General features: G+C 39.7%; 21 protein-coding genes. 3 read left to right on the forward strand and 18 right to left on the reverse strand.

Annotated elements, in window-relative coordinates; genetic code table 11:
* A partial coding sequence (locus EAE89_RS19290) for an IS30 family transposase (RefSeq protein ID WP_214086424.1) occupies positions 1 to 486 on the reverse strand: 486 nt, incomplete at its 3' end.
* Between the two features lie 485 nt (positions 487 to 971).
* Here EAE89_RS19290 and EAE89_RS23770 point away from each other — a divergent pair.
* Complete coding sequence (locus EAE89_RS23770; protein WP_244866625.1) at positions 972 to 1466, forward strand: hypothetical protein; 495 nt, start codon at positions 972 to 974, stop codon at positions 1464 to 1466.
* Positions 1467 to 1475: 9 nt separating this feature from the next.
* On the opposite strand, the gene EAE89_RS19300 is transcribed toward EAE89_RS23770, so the two are convergent.
* The gene (locus EAE89_RS19300; RefSeq protein ID WP_214086441.1) at positions 1476 to 1649 is read right to left on the reverse strand and encodes a hypothetical protein; all 174 of its coding nucleotides are present in this window, start codon (positions 1647 to 1649) and stop codon (positions 1476 to 1478) included.
* Positions 1650 to 2388: 739 nt separating this feature from the next.
* On the opposite strand from EAE89_RS19300, the gene EAE89_RS19305 reads away from it, so the two are divergent.
* Together EAE89_RS19305 and EAE89_RS19310 are read left to right on the forward strand one after the other, a co-directional pair.
* A complete protein-coding gene (locus tag EAE89_RS19305) occupies positions 2389 to 3177 on the forward strand; it encodes a glycosyltransferase family 25 protein (protein ID WP_214086425.1) in 789 nt (262 codons plus the stop codon).
* Between the two features lie 79 nt (positions 3178 to 3256).
* On the forward strand, positions 3257 to 3454 hold the full coding sequence (locus tag EAE89_RS19310) for a hypothetical protein (protein WP_214086442.1): 198 nt from the start codon (positions 3257 to 3259) through the stop codon (positions 3452 to 3454).
* A gap of 262 nt (positions 3455 to 3716) precedes the next feature.
* On the opposite strand, the gene EAE89_RS19315 is transcribed toward EAE89_RS19310, so the two are convergent.
* From EAE89_RS19315 to EAE89_RS19385, 16 genes are all read right to left on the reverse strand, one after another.
* Positions 3717 to 4136, reverse strand: a complete 420-nt coding sequence (locus tag EAE89_RS19315) for a tail fiber assembly protein (protein ID WP_214086426.1) — start codon at positions 4134 to 4136, stop codon at positions 3717 to 3719.
* A gap of 2 nt (positions 4137 to 4138) precedes the next feature.
* Positions 4139 to 5545, reverse strand: a complete 1407-nt coding sequence (locus EAE89_RS19320) for a tail fiber protein (protein WP_214086427.1) — start codon at positions 5543 to 5545, stop codon at positions 4139 to 4141.
* A 2-nt stretch (positions 5546 to 5547) separates the two neighbouring features.
* Positions 5548 to 6120: a DUF2612 domain-containing protein gene (locus EAE89_RS19325; protein WP_054480334.1), complete on the reverse strand. Its 573-nt coding sequence runs from the start codon at positions 6118 to 6120 to the stop codon at positions 5548 to 5550.
* On the reverse strand, positions 6117 to 7310 hold the full coding sequence (locus EAE89_RS19330; RefSeq protein WP_214086428.1) for a baseplate J/gp47 family protein: 1194 nt from the start codon (positions 7308 to 7310) through the stop codon (positions 6117 to 6119). The genes EAE89_RS19325 and EAE89_RS19330 overlap by 4 nt, the downstream gene beginning before the upstream one ends.
* On the reverse strand, positions 7303 to 7650 hold the full coding sequence (locus EAE89_RS19335; RefSeq protein WP_214086429.1) for a contractile injection system sheath initiator: 348 nt from the start codon (positions 7648 to 7650) through the stop codon (positions 7303 to 7305). Before EAE89_RS19335 ends, EAE89_RS19330 begins: the two co-directional genes overlap by 8 nt.
* Entirely contained in the window at positions 7647 to 8402 is a 756-nt protein-coding gene (locus EAE89_RS19340; protein ID WP_214086430.1) for a phage baseplate assembly protein V, read from the reverse strand. Before EAE89_RS19340 ends, EAE89_RS19335 begins: the two co-directional genes overlap by 4 nt.
* On the reverse strand, positions 8402 to 9334 hold the full coding sequence (locus EAE89_RS19345) for a phage protein (protein ID WP_214086431.1): 933 nt from the start codon (positions 9332 to 9334) through the stop codon (positions 8402 to 8404). The genes EAE89_RS19340 and EAE89_RS19345 overlap by 1 nt, the downstream gene beginning before the upstream one ends.
* Before the next feature lie 135 nt (positions 9335 to 9469).
* Positions 9470 to 9775, reverse strand: coding sequence for a phage baseplate plug family protein (locus EAE89_RS19350; protein ID WP_054480339.1), 306 nt, complete (start codon positions 9773 to 9775; stop codon positions 9470 to 9472).
* Entirely contained in the window at positions 9760 to 10365 is a 606-nt protein-coding gene (locus EAE89_RS19355; RefSeq protein ID WP_214086432.1) for a phage baseplate protein, read from the reverse strand. Before EAE89_RS19355 ends, EAE89_RS19350 begins: the two co-directional genes overlap by 16 nt.
* A 2-nt stretch (positions 10366 to 10367) precedes the next feature.
* Positions 10368 to 12212, reverse strand: coding sequence for a hypothetical protein (locus tag EAE89_RS19360; RefSeq protein WP_214086433.1), 1845 nt, complete (start codon positions 12210 to 12212; stop codon positions 10368 to 10370).
* On the reverse strand, positions 12205 to 12327 hold the full coding sequence (locus EAE89_RS24455) for a DUF6889 family protein (RefSeq protein ID WP_235525498.1): 123 nt from the start codon (positions 12325 to 12327) through the stop codon (positions 12205 to 12207). Before EAE89_RS24455 ends, EAE89_RS19360 begins: the two co-directional genes overlap by 8 nt.
* A 77-nt stretch (positions 12328 to 12404) precedes the next feature.
* Positions 12405 to 12815 carry a phage tail assembly chaperone gene (locus tag EAE89_RS19365; RefSeq protein WP_214086434.1) on the reverse strand — a complete coding sequence of 137 codons (411 nt, stop codon included), beginning with the start codon at positions 12813 to 12815 and terminating at the stop codon, positions 12405 to 12407.
* A 115-nt stretch (positions 12816 to 12930) separates the two neighbouring features.
* Positions 12931 to 13371: a DUF3277 family protein gene (locus EAE89_RS19370; protein WP_054480343.1), complete on the reverse strand. Its 441-nt coding sequence runs from the start codon at positions 13369 to 13371 to the stop codon at positions 12931 to 12933.
* A gap of 9 nt (positions 13372 to 13380) precedes the next feature.
* On the reverse strand, positions 13381 to 14847 hold the full coding sequence (locus tag EAE89_RS19375) for a DUF3383 domain-containing protein (RefSeq protein ID WP_083451946.1): 1467 nt from the start codon (positions 14845 to 14847) through the stop codon (positions 13381 to 13383).
* Positions 14848 to 14850: 3 nt separating this feature from the next.
* Positions 14851 to 15390, reverse strand: coding sequence for a phage neck terminator protein (locus EAE89_RS19380; RefSeq protein WP_422615520.1), 540 nt, complete (start codon positions 15388 to 15390; stop codon positions 14851 to 14853).
* A 529-nt stretch (positions 15391 to 15919) separates the two neighbouring features.
* On the reverse strand, positions 15920 to 16339 hold the full coding sequence (locus EAE89_RS19385; protein WP_054480346.1) for an antiterminator Q family protein: 420 nt from the start codon (positions 16337 to 16339) through the stop codon (positions 15920 to 15922).
* Positions 16340 to 17290: the final 951 nt, after the last annotated feature.

Here is a 17290-nt window from a genome sequence, read left to right on the forward strand (position 1 = left end):
AACGACTTCTGGTCGAACATCAATACTGACCCGATTTTTAATTTTGCCTCTTTTTTCATAGCGACCATAGCGTTTACGATAGGGTTTTCTGGCAATTCGCAGATGTTGCCATAAATCACCCCCCTCTCTTTTATCTTGATAAATCAGCCTATAAATTGTCTCATGATGCAAAAATATCCCTTTATGCCGCTTCAAATAATCAACCACCTGTTCAGGACTCAAATCTTGCCAAATTAACCGTTTTATCCATTTTTTGACTTCCGGCGTTATTTTTACGGCTTTTTTAGCAAAATGACGACGAGCTAATCCCTTCAAATGAGCCTGTTCAGGACAATAGATTTGAACTTCTTGATTTCTCTTCAATTCTCTGCTGATGGTCGACGGGCTTCGCTTAAGTGACTCAGCAATGAAGCGCTGTGAAAAACCGGCTTTTTTTAAACTGGAAATCGGGTATCTTTCTGTTTCGGTCAGTTGTATATAGGTCATTGTGCATTTTCCTGTGGCGGGAAAGATGCCTACTATAGCAACTGACCGCCCTTCTGAAAAATTGCACTTATTAGTCGAATCCGCCTTTCTTTTAAACTAAATATAAAATCTAATTTTGAAAAAAATTTTATTATGTCAATTCCCAAACCACTAAATATCGCAGTCTGCCGTATGATCAGAAACAGAAAACTTATAATTCTCTAAAGTGATTACATTTGTTAGTGATAGTAATGTATAAATATCCATAACAGAGATTCACAATGATATGTTTTTGATTTTTCTTTGCTCATTTATTGCTCTAATCATGTTCGTAATTTACTCATAGTTAATTCATTTCTTGCTAAATCTTCATTTTGGTTATTTATTGACACGTAAATCGACCCGATTTTTATCGTATCCGGCTTCGTTTAATGCTTTAAAGCGCTGCCCTGGCAAGAATTGCGGTGAGTTAATCGGTTACAGAAAACATTGGTTTAGTGGAAACGATGAATTTGGCGAAAAGTGCGGTGCCGAGTAGCCGGAAAATTAATGGCAAGGCGTTGAATGGGGATGTCAGTTTAAGTGCCGGGGATGTTGGGGCATATCCAAAAGGAGAATCGGATGAACGATATCAACCACATGGCAACTATCAACCTGTGGGGAACTATGCGGTTAGGGGGGAATGCTATACCAGAGGGGAGAGTGAAAATCGATATCAAAAAAAAGTCTCTTCACTGGCTCCACGAGTGGTATGGGAAGGATTTATTGGTAATGGTGGTTCTGTCAATCTGAATGAAGATATCAAAGGTAAATTTTTATTAGTTTCAGGCACGGTGGCAAGAGATCGACATTCCTTGATATTTATACCTAGTGACGGATTTCCAATAGAATTTACTTATTATGAGTCATCAATTACTGTCATAAGAACCAGTAATAATGGTAGGACTGTATCAATAATCAGCTTAAATGGTGGTCTTAGTCGTATTGTAGCATTGGAGTGATCGTAGCATTTAATCAAAATCAACAGGGTTATTTTTTATGACCCTTGCAGGAACACCAACAGCGGTTGAATCGGATGGAATACCACCGATAACAACCGCTCCAGCGCCGATTTTAACGTTATTGCCAATTGTAACTAATAACGGAAAAAGTAAACCGATTGAATTATCGCCCTCGAAAAACACGGGGGGAAAACACCGAATGAATTATTTAAGGGAATACGAACATGTTTACTTCCAGATTAACGATAGTGGGCTAATTAAATGGTAATTTGTATTAAAAATAGGAATAGGATAACATTAGAATCTGGCGAACCAGACCTCAGCCAGATAAGGACGTAAATGAAAGTGGTCATATCAAAAGAATTCTATAAAACACGGCAAAAAAAGAGAGAATATGGCAAATACATAAACTATTTTAAAACGATAGCTCAAAGCTGTATGAACTAAAAGTCAAAAAATTGGGAGTACAATAACGGGTAATAATTTGATTAGATAGGTTTTTGCAATTTTTATAAACCAACAAAATACTAAGTCGTGGTAAAAAGCAGTCTAACCCTCAAAAAAAATAGGAAACTAAGCGTTAATTTTTATCTGGCGAAATTCTCCAATTAGTAATATACTTGTATCCATTCGCTATGTAACTTAGAATAGTCTACTATCTTAGTAAAGTGGAATATTGTAACTTAATGAATAACCGTCAACTACTAAACTATCAATTACGCAAAAATGCAATAAGAATGCATGGTGTAGTAAACAAAGCATTGATAGGGGATGGGATATTGCAAGCAATATCCCATCCCTCCAGGTTGTCTATATCCCCTACCCAAACTAAAAGCGTGAGTGTAGGAGCATGGGTTGTAATTGTTGGGTTAATAACCATAATTATCCTCTTAATGTTCGTTATAAAACACTGGAAGACACTATGAAAAACTTTATAATTAGTTTACTGAATAACAATGAAAAAAGAAGAAAACATATAACTGAACAGTTTGAAAGGAATAATATAGAATTTGAATTTTTTGATGCTATTGATAAGAGCAGAATCAATATTGCAAATGAATTAGGAATAACTTTTGATAACCCAAATTTATCAATGGGAGAAAAAGGATGTTTTTTAAGTCATATTACTTTGTGGAAGAAAATTATTGACGAGAACATTCCTGTAGCTGGTATTTTTGAGGATGATATATATCTATCCAAGGAGTCAGAATTATATTTAACTGATTATAGTTGGGTAGATAACAACATTGATATTATAAAAATTGAACGAGCAGATGAGAAAGTAAGAACCTCTGTTTTTCCAGTGAAAAAACTTAAAAAAAATGAGAATATTTTTAGATTAAAAAACGAACATTTAGGTGCTGGTGGATACATTATTACAAATAAAGGAGCTAATTTTCTATTTAATAAAATAACTAGCACTCCATTAAGAGAACCAGTTGATTGTGAAATATTTGATAATTTTATTTTAGATAAAAATTACATTGCCTGTCAGTTAATACCAGCACTATGTATGCAGGATTTTACTTTAAATAAGAGTCATAATAATTTCCCGAGTTCTTTAGAAAATGAAAGAGTCCATAGAATTATCACTCCTAAAGAAAATTACAACAGTAAACTGTTACGTGAAATACATCGAGTTAAAAATCAGCTAATTGATTTTATTTTTAATAAACGAATAGAAAGAAAACTCCCCTTTAATAAGGATTAATGAGCTATGATCCTGTAATTTAAATTGTGTAATTGCCTGTTTTTGATATATTTATTCGGAAAACGGAGACAGGCAAATTATGGACGAAAATAAAATTAAGGCACTCGCAGCTAAATTGGCTAAGGACCTCAAAACTGAAGCCGATCTTAATCAGTTTTCCCGTATTCTCACTAGCTCGGTGATCGTCTGGACGGTCATTTATAATCAGATGGCAATTACACAGAATAATGTACAGACTCTATCCCGGGATTTCTCCAATAACGGCAAGTTCTACTGACGTTATTATTTTCTTTAACATGAGCAAATATTTTAAGCTTTCGCTAACTTCCTAATTCTTCTTTCTTGTTCATCTTGACCTCAACTAATATCTGTTAAAACTATCAGTTGAGGTCTAGAAATTCACAAATAAGTGAGCGTATATATAAACTCAATATCACTACCAATTTAAAATTCAAAGATTAAATGTTTGTATTTTTCATATAACTCACTAAAGTTAACTTCATCAATTATGGTAAAATTCATCTGCTGTTAGTGGGAGATTATGGTTTTTCAGGCCAGTTAATGTCTGGTGCTAATGTAACATCGATACGGCTCAGTGATATTTGGTATTTTTTCCAAGCTATTAACTGCGCTTTTTCCTCATCATTTGTCATATTTAGATCAACAGCATCTTGTAATGGTGCAATTTGATTTGTTGCTTCAGCTATCAATTGCTGTTTTCGAGATTTAGCCTGTTGCTGCAATTCTTCTTTTGTGGGCGTAGGAATGTCCGCCCATTCGGGTAAACCATTTTTACCCGCTATACGATATTTACCCTCTGGAGGAATACTGCCAGCAAACTCAATGAAGATAACTTCATCGACTTCCACCGCATCGTTTGGAAATGAACCGGCATTGATATAATCCTGTTTCCATTCGAACGGATAAAATGCATTAGTTGTTGCACTGTAATAATACATAATTAATACCCCACAGCCAGATAATAAAACGATAGTGCACTCTGATTACCCGTTAGTGTAAATCCTGTTCTGCTTCTATTAGTAGTGCCCATAGATTGATATCCTATATTATCTGATAACACGATCCCGAAAACAGCATTTGGAAATGAGATTGGAAAATTAAAATTCAGTGATTGCCCAGCATACCAAAGGTGGCTCGCCCACTGATAAATCATCCCGGTATCTCCACATCTCCACCAACCATTTGTAGATTTTAAGGCAGTATTTTTGCTGCCATATCGGGAATCAGACTCAGGTTTAGTATATGACTGCCCCATAGGAGCATAGTTCCCGGCTGGCTGGTAACTGCCCTTGAGTTGAAATCGCCTATTGCACTCACCTGTGGTATATGCGCCGAGTTCTCCTGGGGATGGCTTATTGATTGAACTATATACCCGAATACCGGGTGCTTCATATACCCCCTTACCGGAAATATATCCGGTTGCATCCACATTTCCGTTTACAACACCGCCAGATTTTGGATATGCCCCCACTTCCTCAGCAGAAGGCTTATTATTCGGACTATAAACACGCAAGCCGGACTCATAAATGTATCTTTTCGCCCAGATGTCTTGACTAGATACAACATCTTTGCCTTCTCCGGATTTTACATATCCAGTCGCATCCACATTCCCGTTTACAATCCCACCTGCTTTTGGAAACGCACTTTTCGCCAGATTCATCGTTTCCACTAAACCAAGGTTTTTTATAAACTCACTTTTATTAGGGATATCTGCACCGTTTTGGTTTTTTGCCAGTCTATTGTTGGCATTATTATTTGCGTTTGTTGCATTGTTGTTTGCATTTGTCGCGTTAGTGTTAGCTCCATCGATTGATTTATTTAACTCATTCCATACGGTATGCATTAATGATGAGGTCGGTACCGTATTCCCCGCATCAGCAATTTGATTACTTAACCGCACTATCCCCTTTTCAGTCAATGATGCATCAGGAACGCCACTTAATTTTCCCTCCGCGATTCTTCTAACGTCATGCACAGCTTTAGGCGTTGCCGCCTGATCTTCTCTGTCAGAATTTGTCGCGCTGTTGAGCTGCGATATGCCTTTCTGCGTAAGCGAAGCAGCCGGGATTTCCGTGGTAATTTTTTGTTTTAATGCCAAGTCTAACTGTTGGGTGAGTTTCTCTAAATCACCATCATCAATAACATCCTCCCCCGTTTTTTCTGCAATATATTTCCCAATTACCGCAGCAATGATTGAGGATTGCCGCCAAACTTTATTTAATCGCTCACTTCTGGCAATGCCCGATTTAAATCCCTCTTCAATAAAATCAGAATTTTCATATTCTTCTTGTGATAAAGTATTCGCGTTTTCACCCGTCGCAAATGCCTTAAAATCATTTTTCGCCATTTCTAACCCTCCACTATATGGTAATTAACCGTTATTCCCATAGGTTTAATCGAGAGATAACCCTGATGGATGATTTCCTTAGTGATGCTACTAATTACTTTACCTCTTACCGTTACGGTAAATGACATATCCAAGTTATCTTCAAAAGATATAGATATGTTGTTATGTGAGTGAATAAAACTCAGGATGTTATTAAGTGATTCAGCCGTTCCATCCCAGTTGTTTGCGCCTATTTTAGCTTTGATTACTATTCGATAATTATCATCATCCAACTTGACATAACTTTTATCACTATCAAACCGCCCTTTCCATTTGCCACTATCAAATCCCAATTCAGGAATATCAAAGGAGAAGTAATAGTATTCAATCGGGGTTTGAATCATTCGATTTCTTTCTACCCATTCTCCAATGATATCAAGCTGTTTGCCCTCCGCTTTATCAAGGTCAAAACTGCTAATCAGTAAATCAGCGGTGGACGCATTCCAGTTAAAAATATCGGTAACAGCTTCAAGCATTCTGACATATCGTTCACCTTCCATATGGTAAGACGGAATCAGCTTCATATATTTATTCATTCGAGCACCGTCACTATTTTAATATTTTCAGGTGAACAGGTCGGCGCTTCATTAAAGGCAATATTGATGTTCGCTACTCCTGTTGTTGATGCTGATTTACCTGCCACCACAGATAATACTTCATATGTCTGACTGCCGTTTTTATTACATAAGTTTGCCGGCACAAATAAACGAGTAACATATATCCCATCACCAATATAAAGTGAGTTGATATAGTTAGATACCTCTGTCCGAATATTATTTCCAATATCCGATGTGTATCCAATAAAAGGTTTAATCTGAATTTCAATATAAATTGGTACCAGCGTTGGACGATAGAAGTTAATCGTTTTTTTATTGCCAGTGTTATCCGTGACAATTTCAGAGGTGGTGCCAAATGTCGGTATGCCCGGCGTTTTCTTTATCAAAATAGTTTGAGCAATTTCTTTCGAGTCTCCTCCATCAATGACAATCGCAATACTGTGCGCAGGTATACCGTTCTTATCGGTTTCATCCGTGTCGTTGTCATATCCCTGATAACGTGAAACACCATGCAGATTAGCAATAGCGCCAATAAGTCCATCCATAATGGTTTTCGAAGGTAATGCAACTGAAACTGCTTGCCGGATTCTCAGTTCTGCATCGGTTTCAACTCCCCGACCCAGTGTAGCAGCAACAGGGTTTGTCACTGTTTGCCAGCCCAATGTTGGTGTAGCAATCTGATTAATCGTGTGAGGCAGTGCGCCAATAGCGCCTGTTTTTTGACACACAGCCGTTACAATAGCCTGCCCGTGCATGTCTATAGTGACTTCATCCGGTAGTGACCAGGTGTTTCCTATATCATCCCGAATAGAAGCATTGCGAATAACAGTACCCGCCCGGCCAGTTATTAAAACATCTACAGTCGAGTTACTGGGGCTTTTTCTGGTAATACCGTTGATTTTGACATTACGAGAAAGCCCCTCACCCACCGCGGTTGCTGGGCTGAATGAGTTATAAGAAGCAATGATTGCGTTATTACAACCATGAACCACATAAGCAATCAACGATAGAAAAACACCGTCTTTGCTGTCAGATTCAATGTAAATATCTTCTCCGTAGATATCTCTAAATATTGTCTTCCAGCCATTTAAAATGGTTTGATAATCAGGGGCATTGATCCCGTTTTTATTAATGTCAGGTAACATTGTGTTGATAATATTTTCATACATCAGCCGTTACTCCTGTCTGTCCATAAATCGTGTCAATCGTGACTGTAATGGTGATTTTTCTTGTGTTGGGGTTTCTTTCACTGCGGTAGTGGATAATGTTTGATACACCAAGTGTTTGCAGTATTCTCTGTCTGATGACCAGGTCATAAAAACCCGATGTGCCTTTACCTAATACTTTGTCGTAATCAGTTCCCTCTTGGTTATCAAGAAACCATTCACCACTACGCAGCATCAAACGTGTTCTCACTGCCTGTGCAATCGCCTCCGGTGAATTGATAAGAAAACCCGCTTCACCACGACCAAATATATAGTCGTTGTCAATTTCTCTTCTGTATCTCATTGGGGTTTCCCCGTGTTGCTTCCACCCGATTGCACACCGCTATGGACATGGTTTTTAAGGCTAATCCCCGCTGCTGTCACATCGTTGCTCACAGTAACTGGGCCTTGCATGGTTGCAGTACCACCACCAGCCCCCATTCCCTGCGATAAGTTGCCGTTAATAGTGACGTTGCCGTTCAGGATGATTTCAGGTGAGGTAATTTCGGTACCACCATTTGCAGTGGCAGTGAGTTTTGCCGGTGTGATAACCGTGATGTTATGGCTACCAGGATCAAGCTCGATATAAGCCGCACCATCATCACTCCTCAGCTGGACGCTACTTGTGCTAATGCCAGCTATTTTTTGTTGCTGTGATTGTGGGCCAATAAGCGCAAATCCATCGGATAGGTTGTGCTGCCGGGGATCTACCGGCTCTTGTACGCCACCCGATTGCCACCAGTAATCAATGCAACGATCAGCAAACACGACCAGACATTCATCACCCGCTTTTACCGGAAATGTTAGCGTCACTCCACCACCCCTTGGGAATATAACGGGGACATCCACCAACAGCGGTAAGGATACTGATTCAAGATCCCCATCTTTTTTCCTGATTTTCCATCTGATAGCCGGTTGTGCTGTAACGGTTACCGCATCAGCATCAAATGATTGAATAATACAGGGCAGAGAGACATACAATCCGGCGCTAATCATTTCTTGCATAGAAAAAAAGACCGCTTCCGGTCTATTTAGTCGTTCATCAGTATTTATCATCAGTTGTCTGCCTTACCTTTGTTGCCAGTTGATTGATTCAGCAGGGTGTGATCGCTCTTAGCGATACACATCATTTTCATGTACCACTCGGTTTCGCGGGTATCGCCGGAATAATTTATATTGAAGACAATGTAATCACCGTCAGAATCCAATGCTGCCGGTTGTTCTTTTGAATCCTTATGTACAGTAGAGGGATCAACCGGTGTGATTGAGCGGTTATCCAATCTAATTAATGTACCTGGACGGATGTTCGGATTAATTAAGCACGTAACGTTAATACCTGAGCCGATAGTCTGTTCAGGCATACCAATCAGACCCGTTTTTAATGTGAGTACAACGGCTTCAGTTAAGTATTTATTTTTAGGCACAATATGTAACTGGTTATCTTCATAGCGCCAGTTAGCATCACATTGTTTTGCCAAGTCAGAGACTGCATTACGGTGCATACCAAAAAGCACTTTTCCTCTGGGTGAGGCTGACATTCTTAATTCAGGGCGCAAGCCAGCCGTAATGCCATATTTGGCAATATCACGCATCAGTAAGTGATCTAAATCTGCTTGTGAATATCCAGCCGCAATGGTGGTATTCACTGTCGCGTAATTGTGTGGTTCATCTCCGTCTGCCGCCTGAATAACAACACAAGTATCCGTTGGGCTATCTCTCTTTACATGGGTGTACTGGATTTGACCTGAAAATATTTGTCCTGAGTTCCCTTTGTAGCCCGCCACAAATTTAATCGTTTTAAACTCATTTTTGCGTAATTTATTACTGGTTGCGTCATTAAGGTTATATATTGTAAAAATGCCTGTAGCAGGATAGGAAGATTCCGTTATTTTAATATCAAATATGATTTTCAGGTTTGATAAATCTACTTTTTCGCCCTTTTCGTCGAAAACGATAAGGTGACATTCTCTTATCCATTGTTTTGACATAATTCACCTAATTAACAGGAACAAAAAAACCGCAATTAAGCGGGTATGCGTAACAAGTCATTGAACATTAAAGATTACAGGTTCACAAATAGCAAAATAAACAACCCCCTAAAATTCACGCTTATTTTCTTCATGTTAATTTGTTACAAAATATAATTTATCCTCTTTACCAAGATTATTCCTGAAAGGTTTTTCCTGGTTTATATCACCATAAAAAATTAATGAACCGTTAAAACCAAGATGACGATATTGTTCAAGCAAGTTAATCCCAAATACTAGCGGTAAGCCAGTGACTATTGGCTCACTGTCCGGCGTCATGATATCCAGAATCCAACCCGCAATATCACGCCAAATTAAGCTCATTTTATAGTTAACACCATCCAATTGAACATCGAATTGCTGGTTTATCGGTGATAAAGGAATTTCTACAATCCCAGCCATTTTTTACCCCGCTCTATAATATAGTCAAGAATAACTCGTGGTAATGACGGCTTCACCGTGACTTTGGTTCCCACATTAATCACAGGTGCCGTATCTTCAGGATGTTTCATATTTTCAGCAGGCGCTGCTTGCTCCGTTGATGTTTCAACAATAATGATTTCACGCAGGTTTAAAATCACTGAGAGAACATTTTCACTGGTTTTATCCGTTGTGATTGTCATATCTTTAATTAACATATTTTTATATAAGCGTTTCCCGGTGACGACATCAAAAGGTTTATGGGATGCCCTAAGGTCGAGTAATTGTTGATACACCGCATGCGGACTGGTTCCCAGGCTCAATCCGGTAGCAATATCAAATACTTTTGTAGTATCAATAACATCAAGTAGCGAACCGCCACCAGCAAAACCTAGCTCCATTCTCACTTCTGATGGACTATCATAAGCATGATCACTGATTGTCACCCCCTGTTGGACTGGATGATCCGTGATATTGGATGTGTCCGTATGTGTTTCTGAAATAATGACACTCGGTACAATGGCACCTATTTTTCTCGTTTGCTGAGAAAACATAACTGATAATATATCCATTGTTATCTCACTTGTGTTTGCATATTTCTAAGTAACATACTGTGAGTGCGTTCTACCGTTTCTCCAGTAAGTCTTGCCGCTTCTCTGGGGGATTCAACGCCATTAATCTCAATATGGTAGTTTACTTCCCCAATCCCATTCATATTATTATTGCCAGCAGGAATCAGCGAACGCAGCATGAAATTGTGAGTCGCTCCCTGATGATTGATCATACTGTTGATATTCGTCATTGCACCGCTGAGCATATGAGGGTCAATGGAAATGTTTTTCCAATAATTAGCAACATTATTTAGATGTTTGGTTAAGCCCAAAGGTTTATTCTCTGACGGTGGCACGCCGAGAATCGCCGCCCTAATAAATTCTGGTGAATAGGGATTACCACCAATTTCGACTACCATCATGCTATCAATCAAATGTTGCATCACGTTAGGATCGGTTAAATCAAGGAACGCATCTTTAGAAACGCCCATCATTTTAGACACACTAGCAATGTATGCTTTAGTCTTATTACCGTCTTTTGATGGCGCCCATGTCGGGATAATACTGGCAATGGTTTGCAGCTTTTTTCCTGTAGTCTTGCCACTAAAATAACGCCTCAATTGATGAGCGGTGGCCTTTAATTCACTATATGCATCTGGAAACTTAGCAAATCTGTGCCCAGGGCTATCTTCACGGACTGCCCCTCTTTGATTCGCAAAGTTCATATTTAGCGGGTTGTTATTCCTGGCCCCTCTGGAAGACATGAGTTTCTTTATTCTTGTTTCTGTCAGCTCACTGTTCAAAATATCCATCGACTGATTAACTGCATTTAAACTCTGATGAGTATCAGGCTGCTTAGCAATACCAGCTTTATGATGGTCTTTATTGAGTGGCTTATTCTTGCGTTTCTTTTTCGCTTTACTTGATTGGCCTGATACTTTTCTGGGAATATCGGCAATTTTTTGGCTGTGATCTTTATCAATTATAAGTTCACCGCCATCAAGCTGTTTTTGATATTGGGGAATACCAGCAACTTTCTGGTTGTGATCTTTATCAATGATAGGCTTACTACCATCAAGTTGTTTCTGGTATTTTTCATAATTATCTTTGCTAAAAAACGGTGTCAAGTCAGAAGCCACATACAGCCCATGCGTTGATATCCAACTATTAAATTGATCAAACGTTAACAGGGGTTTCTTATTTGCTTCACGTTCTTTTCGCTGCCGCTGTATGGTTTCACCCACCGTTTCGTGATTTTTCCTTGCTTCTTCTTGTAATGCATTTAATCGACTATTAAGGTCGAATAATATTCCCAGCGTAATTTTTCTTCCTGTGAATTTCCATAATTCATTCAGTGTTTTCAATAAGCCGTTCGCTGAAGCTTCCCCTTTGTTTAACCATTTAACTAATCCCTCAATCGCATTAAATATGTCATCACTATCAAGTGTGTTGGTGTTTTGATTGGCACATCCCATCGTGGCTTTTAATAGCGGCTCACTCATTGATGTTATCAAAGAGGCAGTATTAACATGGCCGCCATTGGCATGGGACAAAATATCAATCTTCGGTAGAAATCTTTCTACACTTCCACTTCCTACCGCCTGACTAGCTCCCTCATCAATAGGTTTAATTTTTTCAATCGTTGAACCTGTTTTCTGTAACTGTCCGTAGAGTTTGTCCAGCCCGTCAGTGACTTGGGTGATAAAATTAACCACCGCTGAGGTGGCGTTTTCAATTTCCGCCCTCATTTTGAGAACATTGGCTGTTACTTCGGTGATAACAGCGATAAATTTACGCTGTCCCACCTCGTCAACATCAAACTTAAGTGATACCAGGAAATCTCTCATTGTTTCAGCGTCATTACTCATTTCGCCACCTCTCTATCATGGCCTCATTTTCCGATTTAACATCAAGGGCATCATTCATCAATGCAATATCAGCCAGGTCAAGAGCGCCGTCTTTTAATGATTCATAACAGCACATGCCCGCAATGACCGGGCGTAACAGATAATCACGCCCTTTCGGGAGAGTTTCAAAATTTAAGCTGGGTTGTCCTGGGATTACACTTCGCTCTCTGATAGGGCGGGAAAAAAATTTCCCAATGAATCTCGAATAATAAAACCTACAATTTTCAGTAATTCTAAGCCATTGATGTCATCGAACATCAATACTTGACCATCAGGTTCATAAATCTTGCTCCATATGCCACTCTGTTCACGAGAAACCACTGATAAGCAAATATCATTAATTTCATACCGGTTGGATTTTCCCAGCGCAGTAATGAATTCAATCAGATGAGGAATCAATTCTTCAAAGCTGGTCGTGCCATCATCATTTCTATCTGCGACGATCTTTTTCATCAGTGGCCCAAGTGCAGGAATAGCTGGAGACAAGGCCACTGCCAGATCCTGTTGCTGAAAAGCGTTCAGTTTGCCACTGCGATATTTTTTACCGTCGATTTCAAATTCCATAATCTCCCCCCTCAAATACTTAGCCCAAAACCGTCCAAGCTACCGAAGCATAAGCCTGATTATGAACATGCAGACAAATGCCCCGGCTAGTTTCAGCGTTTGTAAAGTAAACTGGTTAGAATGTGCCTAACATGATGTCGATTTTTCCGCAATCAAACACCCAGGCAACGGTATTACCTGCTTTGGAATTCTGTAAATCCGGTTGCTTCTGAAAGGCAACAGAACGTGCAACAACAACGTCGTTACTTTCCTTGTTTCGAATAACAATCACGTTATTACCCCATGCTGCCGATGAAAGCGATTGTGCACTAAGCATAGCGTTCAGTTTTGCGTTTACCGGACTGGTCTTAAGCAAATTAACTGTAATAGTTCCAGATTTGGTAGCATGCAATGAATGCATGACTTCACCATCTGCTCCGGTGGTCATGGTGTTTTTGCTTTCTGACATCGTAACTACAATTCCCTCGTCAGAGAGAGCCGCGCCGTTACCAAGATCGAAAGAACCTCCTACCCCTGTAATAGAAGCAGAGACATCAAGAAAAGAATACGTAGCCATTTTCAATCCTTATCTGTTTACATTAATAATGACATCAGCGTAATGAACAGCTCCTGCTAATTTGATAGCGCACTGAATAACCGGTGCTTTCCGGGCTTCCCTGTCAGCCTGTGCCTGTGTCGCAATGGGTGGAGCGTAGACGTAATAACCTTTTGTCAATGTTGCTCCGGTGTTCAGCGCACCAATCGGATCACCACCCCATACTCCATGAGCGATCAATCCATTCGTCACCGCTTGAGCAAGTGACTGTTCAACATTGGTAATTAGGCGTGTGACACCTTCATCAGTTTGGGGGATTTTGCTGGTACTGGTGTAAAGCAGGTTATAAAGATTGTTCTGAACGTAGTTCTGCAACCAGTCCAGACTGTGACGTTCATCAATGAAATCACCGTTTGCCATGACGCCTTCCTGAATAATGGCTGTGTCATTGTTATACTTAACAAAAACGTTGCCGTTTTTCTTTTTCAAGGCGTTGGCTTGGGTTGCGGTGAGATTTTCCGCCGTAACCGCAGGTTCTTGTTTAAATTTCAGGGTAATGGTGGTGTTGTTACCGTCGAAATTGACCGTAAACATACGTCCCATCAGAGAAGCCACAGTATAGGGTTTACCCGTTGAATATTGCCAAAGCGTACGCTGATAATTTCCCCCTTTCAGTTTTGATCCAATATCAGTATCAACATCAGCATCCAATACCGCTGTTTTTTGCACTGTATGTCCATAGATTCGAGAAACAGATGCCGATTCAATGTAGTCAGTAACAGATAGAATATCTTCGTCTGTCAGCGTGTCGTCAGCGATAACCAGCCCATACCAGCCACTAGACGCAGCCCCCAATGTTGCCACGGCCTCAGCAATCGTTTCTGCTTTGGTTGGTTCGATAACCGTAGCCCCAGACTCTCCATCTAGTTTTAGTAAATCACCAATGTACGTTCCGCTAGCCTGTGAAACATAACCAATAGCGCCCGCAGAATTTGGTACCACGGCGAAACATGCAGATGAATTATCATATGTCACTGAACAATCTTTCAGCTTTTCCGCTACCCGTTGGGCAACACCATTAAGATTGGTCTCTTTACTCAAATCGATGCCGCTGCATATCACCTCTTTACCGTTAAGCGTTAACTTAAAAGAACCATTTGTGACGGCAGTAAATTTACTCAGTATTTGTTGTTGCTTGGTCAGTACTGCCCCTTGCAAAGAAGCTCCGACATTGCTTTTAGCCCAGCGGCCAATATATAAATCGACAGGACGTGGTGACTGGGAGTAATAAAGCGCTGCGGCCTGGTACTCTGGCGTATCCATACCGAAATCTGCCCCTACGCCATCGATATCAGAATACTGGCGTAAACGCTCATGAGTATTGATCACGTTGCTTACACCGACGATCAGTAACGCACCAAAGTTCCGAGCCTGAGCCGCATGAGGAGCCATATTCAACGTGACATTGATAATGTTTGAAACAGGTAAACCCTGCATAATTTAATCTCCAAAGAATTTGACAGGCGCTTCCACCAGTGATTTAACACCGTATTCACGCACCACTTTTCGCCGCAAGGTGATCGTCATGTCATAACGATGCACCCACTGATTATTGATAAGCTCAGGTAAAAAAGTTAGCCGAGTATATTTGCCCACAGAAAGACCGAAACGACCTAATTCGTCATTGTTCTGACTGACCGCCAATCCATCACGAAAACAGGTACCGTACCGCTGGCAGTTCGGGCCATAAAACGAAATCAAACACTCGATTTCTTCATAACGCCATAACTCAGTACTTTCGTCGGTTTGGTTCTCAAAGACCGGAGACACGTCTGAAATAAAGCCCGTAATGCCAAAATCACACCCATCATCTTCCGATAACGGTGGTGGTAGTGATGTCCATCGGGAACGCACTTTATCGTCAGGCAAACCAGAAACACCACACACCCAATGGTGCAGAGTGTGTTCCAGCTCATCATCGTACTCAGGCCCAGGAATGACAGGCGTTAACCAACCCGCTTTATCACTACTGTTGCTCATCAAAAATACCTCCATCAAACAGCAATAACTCGCAATGTAGCTGAATACACCAAGCCCTCTATGAAGGCTTAGTCTCCAGCACCAGGTTATGATTGATTTAATAGGGATACCGACCGCAAAGAAGGTAAAAAAATATGCGTAAGTCATTCGCGGCGGCAAATACGAAAAAGGCCGCAACAAAGTGCAGCCCTTACAATTACTATTTAAGTTTTTACTTATCTATCAGTGTGTCACAGCGGATACTTTAAGACACTTATACCTGTTATCTTTCAAGTTGCCTCTTTGTTGGCTGCACTCACTCACCCCAGTCACAGAGTTATCTATGCTCCTGGGGATTCGCTCCCTTGCCGTCTTGATGCATCTTGAAATCTATTGGGTATATCCATATCACACCATCTCTTGAATAACTTTAATTTTTTCAATTGAACCTGATGAATTAAACGTTATTTTCCCGATTTTCTACATAAAAAAACCCCGATAAAAATATCGAGGTTTATTAGTTTCCGCGCTTATTCGCAACTTTAACTGGTTAATACACTACCATAGCTTTTTGCGTACGCGCAAGCTTTTTGCACTCTTGTATTTCATTATCCATTTCTAATGTGATATCAAGCATAGCTAAACATCCCTGTACAAAGCTTTCGCCTTTTTGCAACCGGGAACGTACTTCAATATCTGATACCTCAATTAAACGAGCTATCGATCGTTTAGAAATACCCAAAGCATAGTACATAAATAAAACTTCAATTTCTTCAGACTTATCTACCGTCTTAAGCTTTGCTATACAGGCATCAATGATCAAACCATCATTATCGCAACAGGAAGGACGAGATGGACGAGTTGACGTAATCAGCCCCCTAAACCCAGCAGCGATCGGCGGCCAATTAACACCAGTGGCATCATCAGCCCAACCACCCCAACGCTCTAGAACTTGTTGAATATTGCGCATACGTTTTTACCTTAATTTTTAGTAGCAAATAGTAGTAAAAATTATTTTCGTAATGGCCTCTCGCATCCATGCATTCGGCGTTATATACCTGTTATCTTTCAAGTTGCCTCTTTGTTGGCTGCACTCACTCACCCCGGTCACAGAGTTATCTATGCTCCCGGGGATTCGCTCCCTTGCCGTCGCGATACATCTTGAAATCTATTGGGTATAACGAATTTCTCATGCTCTATTTCTTGCGTTTCTTTGTTACTTAACTATATCGTCTCAATACATCTTATTACCTGATCTATTAAATAGAAATCCTATCTGATTTCTATTCCTTCCAAGCTTAATCTCAGAGGAAAATATAATATCTTGGTTAATACAACTAGTTATAAAGTGCTTATCATCCCCATCTAAGTATTTCTCATATAAATTTTACCTAATCCTGTAATGTATCCTACCTTAAAAGGCAAGGAACTTAGAACATCTAAAGCAAAGCTAATAGTTTTTATTATTTTCCGAGAATTTTCAGACAACATAACAACCCCTTTTTATTATCAGATAAAAAATACATTAAATAAAAAGTAGCACAAAATTTTTATCTCATGGATATTAAAGTGTAAAAAATACTTTGGATCAACGCTGAAATCTATAGAAAAATGACGATTAAAAATGTCCTCTACACCTATAACAAAGGTACAGAGATCATACTGTTTACATAACGATCAGCGACAAATCGATGCAAATGTAGGATTTGACTAACAGTGTTCGAAATATCTCAAGCAGATTTGAAAAAATTTTTAAGGCAGAAATAGGATTAATGTTACTAACAGTAAATTACCGATTATCAGGTAAATATCTATGCAGAAAGTTTTAACATTGTCAGAAATAACCCCTTTTTAACCAACGAGTTTTTTTAAACTCATGCGACTTAACCGGCAATTTGGAAAAAGTATTTTACTGGTATGA

The organism is Photorhabdus heterorhabditis, assembly GCF_018448905.1.
Classification (GTDB): Bacteria; Pseudomonadota; Gammaproteobacteria; order Enterobacterales; family Enterobacteriaceae; genus Photorhabdus; species Photorhabdus heterorhabditis.

What these genes read in the sequence shown, in the direction of transcription:
- EAE89_RS23770 (WP_244866625.1), top strand. Translation starts at nt 972, where the DNA reads ATGAATTTGGCGAAAAGTGCGGTGCCGAGTAGCCGGAAAATTAATGGC.
- EAE89_RS19305 (WP_214086425.1), top strand. Translation starts at nt 2,389, where the DNA reads ATGAAAAACTTTATAATTAGTTTACTGAATAACAATGAAAAAAGAAGA.
- EAE89_RS19310 (WP_214086442.1), top strand. Translation starts at nt 3,257, where the DNA reads ATGGACGAAAATAAAATTAAGGCACTCGCAGCTAAATTGGCTAAGGAC.
- EAE89_RS19315 (WP_214086426.1), bottom strand. Translation starts at nt 4,136, where the DNA reads ATGTATTATTACAGTGCAACAACTAATGCATTTTATCCGTTCGAATGG.
- EAE89_RS19320 (WP_214086427.1), bottom strand. Translation starts at nt 5,545, where the DNA reads ATGGCGAAAAATGATTTTAAGGCATTTGCGACGGGTGAAAACGCGAAT.
- EAE89_RS19325 (WP_054480334.1), bottom strand. Translation starts at nt 6,120, where the DNA reads ATGAATAAATATATGAAGCTGATTCCGTCTTACCATATGGAAGGTGAA.
- EAE89_RS19330 (WP_214086428.1), bottom strand. Translation starts at nt 7,310, where the DNA reads ATGTATGAAAATATTATCAACACAATGTTACCTGACATTAATAAAAAC.
- EAE89_RS19335 (WP_214086429.1), bottom strand. Translation starts at nt 7,650, where the DNA reads ATGAGATACAGAAGAGAAATTGACAACGACTATATATTTGGTCGTGGT.
- EAE89_RS19340 (WP_214086430.1), bottom strand. Translation starts at nt 8,402, where the DNA reads ATGATAAATACTGATGAACGACTAAATAGACCGGAAGCGGTCTTTTTT.
- EAE89_RS19345 (WP_214086431.1), bottom strand. Translation starts at nt 9,334, where the DNA reads ATGTCAAAACAATGGATAAGAGAATGTCACCTTATCGTTTTCGACGAA.
- EAE89_RS19350 (WP_054480339.1), bottom strand. Translation starts at nt 9,775, where the DNA reads ATGGCTGGGATTGTAGAAATTCCTTTATCACCGATAAACCAGCAATTC.
- EAE89_RS19355 (WP_214086432.1), bottom strand. Translation starts at nt 10,365, where the DNA reads ATGGATATATTATCAGTTATGTTTTCTCAGCAAACGAGAAAAATAGGT.
- EAE89_RS19360 (WP_214086433.1), bottom strand. Translation starts at nt 12,212, where the DNA reads ATGAGTAATGACGCTGAAACAATGAGAGATTTCCTGGTATCACTTAAG.
- EAE89_RS24455 (WP_235525498.1), bottom strand. Translation starts at nt 12,327, where the DNA reads ATGTGCTGTTATGAATCATTAAAAGACGGCGCTCTTGACCTGGCTGAT.
- EAE89_RS19365 (WP_214086434.1), bottom strand. Translation starts at nt 12,815, where the DNA reads ATGGAATTTGAAATCGACGGTAAAAAATATCGCAGTGGCAAACTGAAC.
- EAE89_RS19370 (WP_054480343.1), bottom strand. Translation starts at nt 13,371, where the DNA reads ATGGCTACGTATTCTTTTCTTGATGTCTCTGCTTCTATTACAGGGGTA.
- EAE89_RS19375 (WP_083451946.1), bottom strand. Translation starts at nt 14,847, where the DNA reads ATGCAGGGTTTACCTGTTTCAAACATTATCAATGTCACGTTGAATATG.
- EAE89_RS19380 (WP_422615520.1), bottom strand. Translation starts at nt 15,390, where the DNA reads ATGAGCAACAGTAGTGATAAAGCGGGTTGGTTAACGCCTGTCATTCCT.
- EAE89_RS19385 (WP_054480346.1), bottom strand. Translation starts at nt 16,339, where the DNA reads ATGCGCAATATTCAACAAGTTCTAGAGCGTTGGGGTGGTTGGGCTGAT.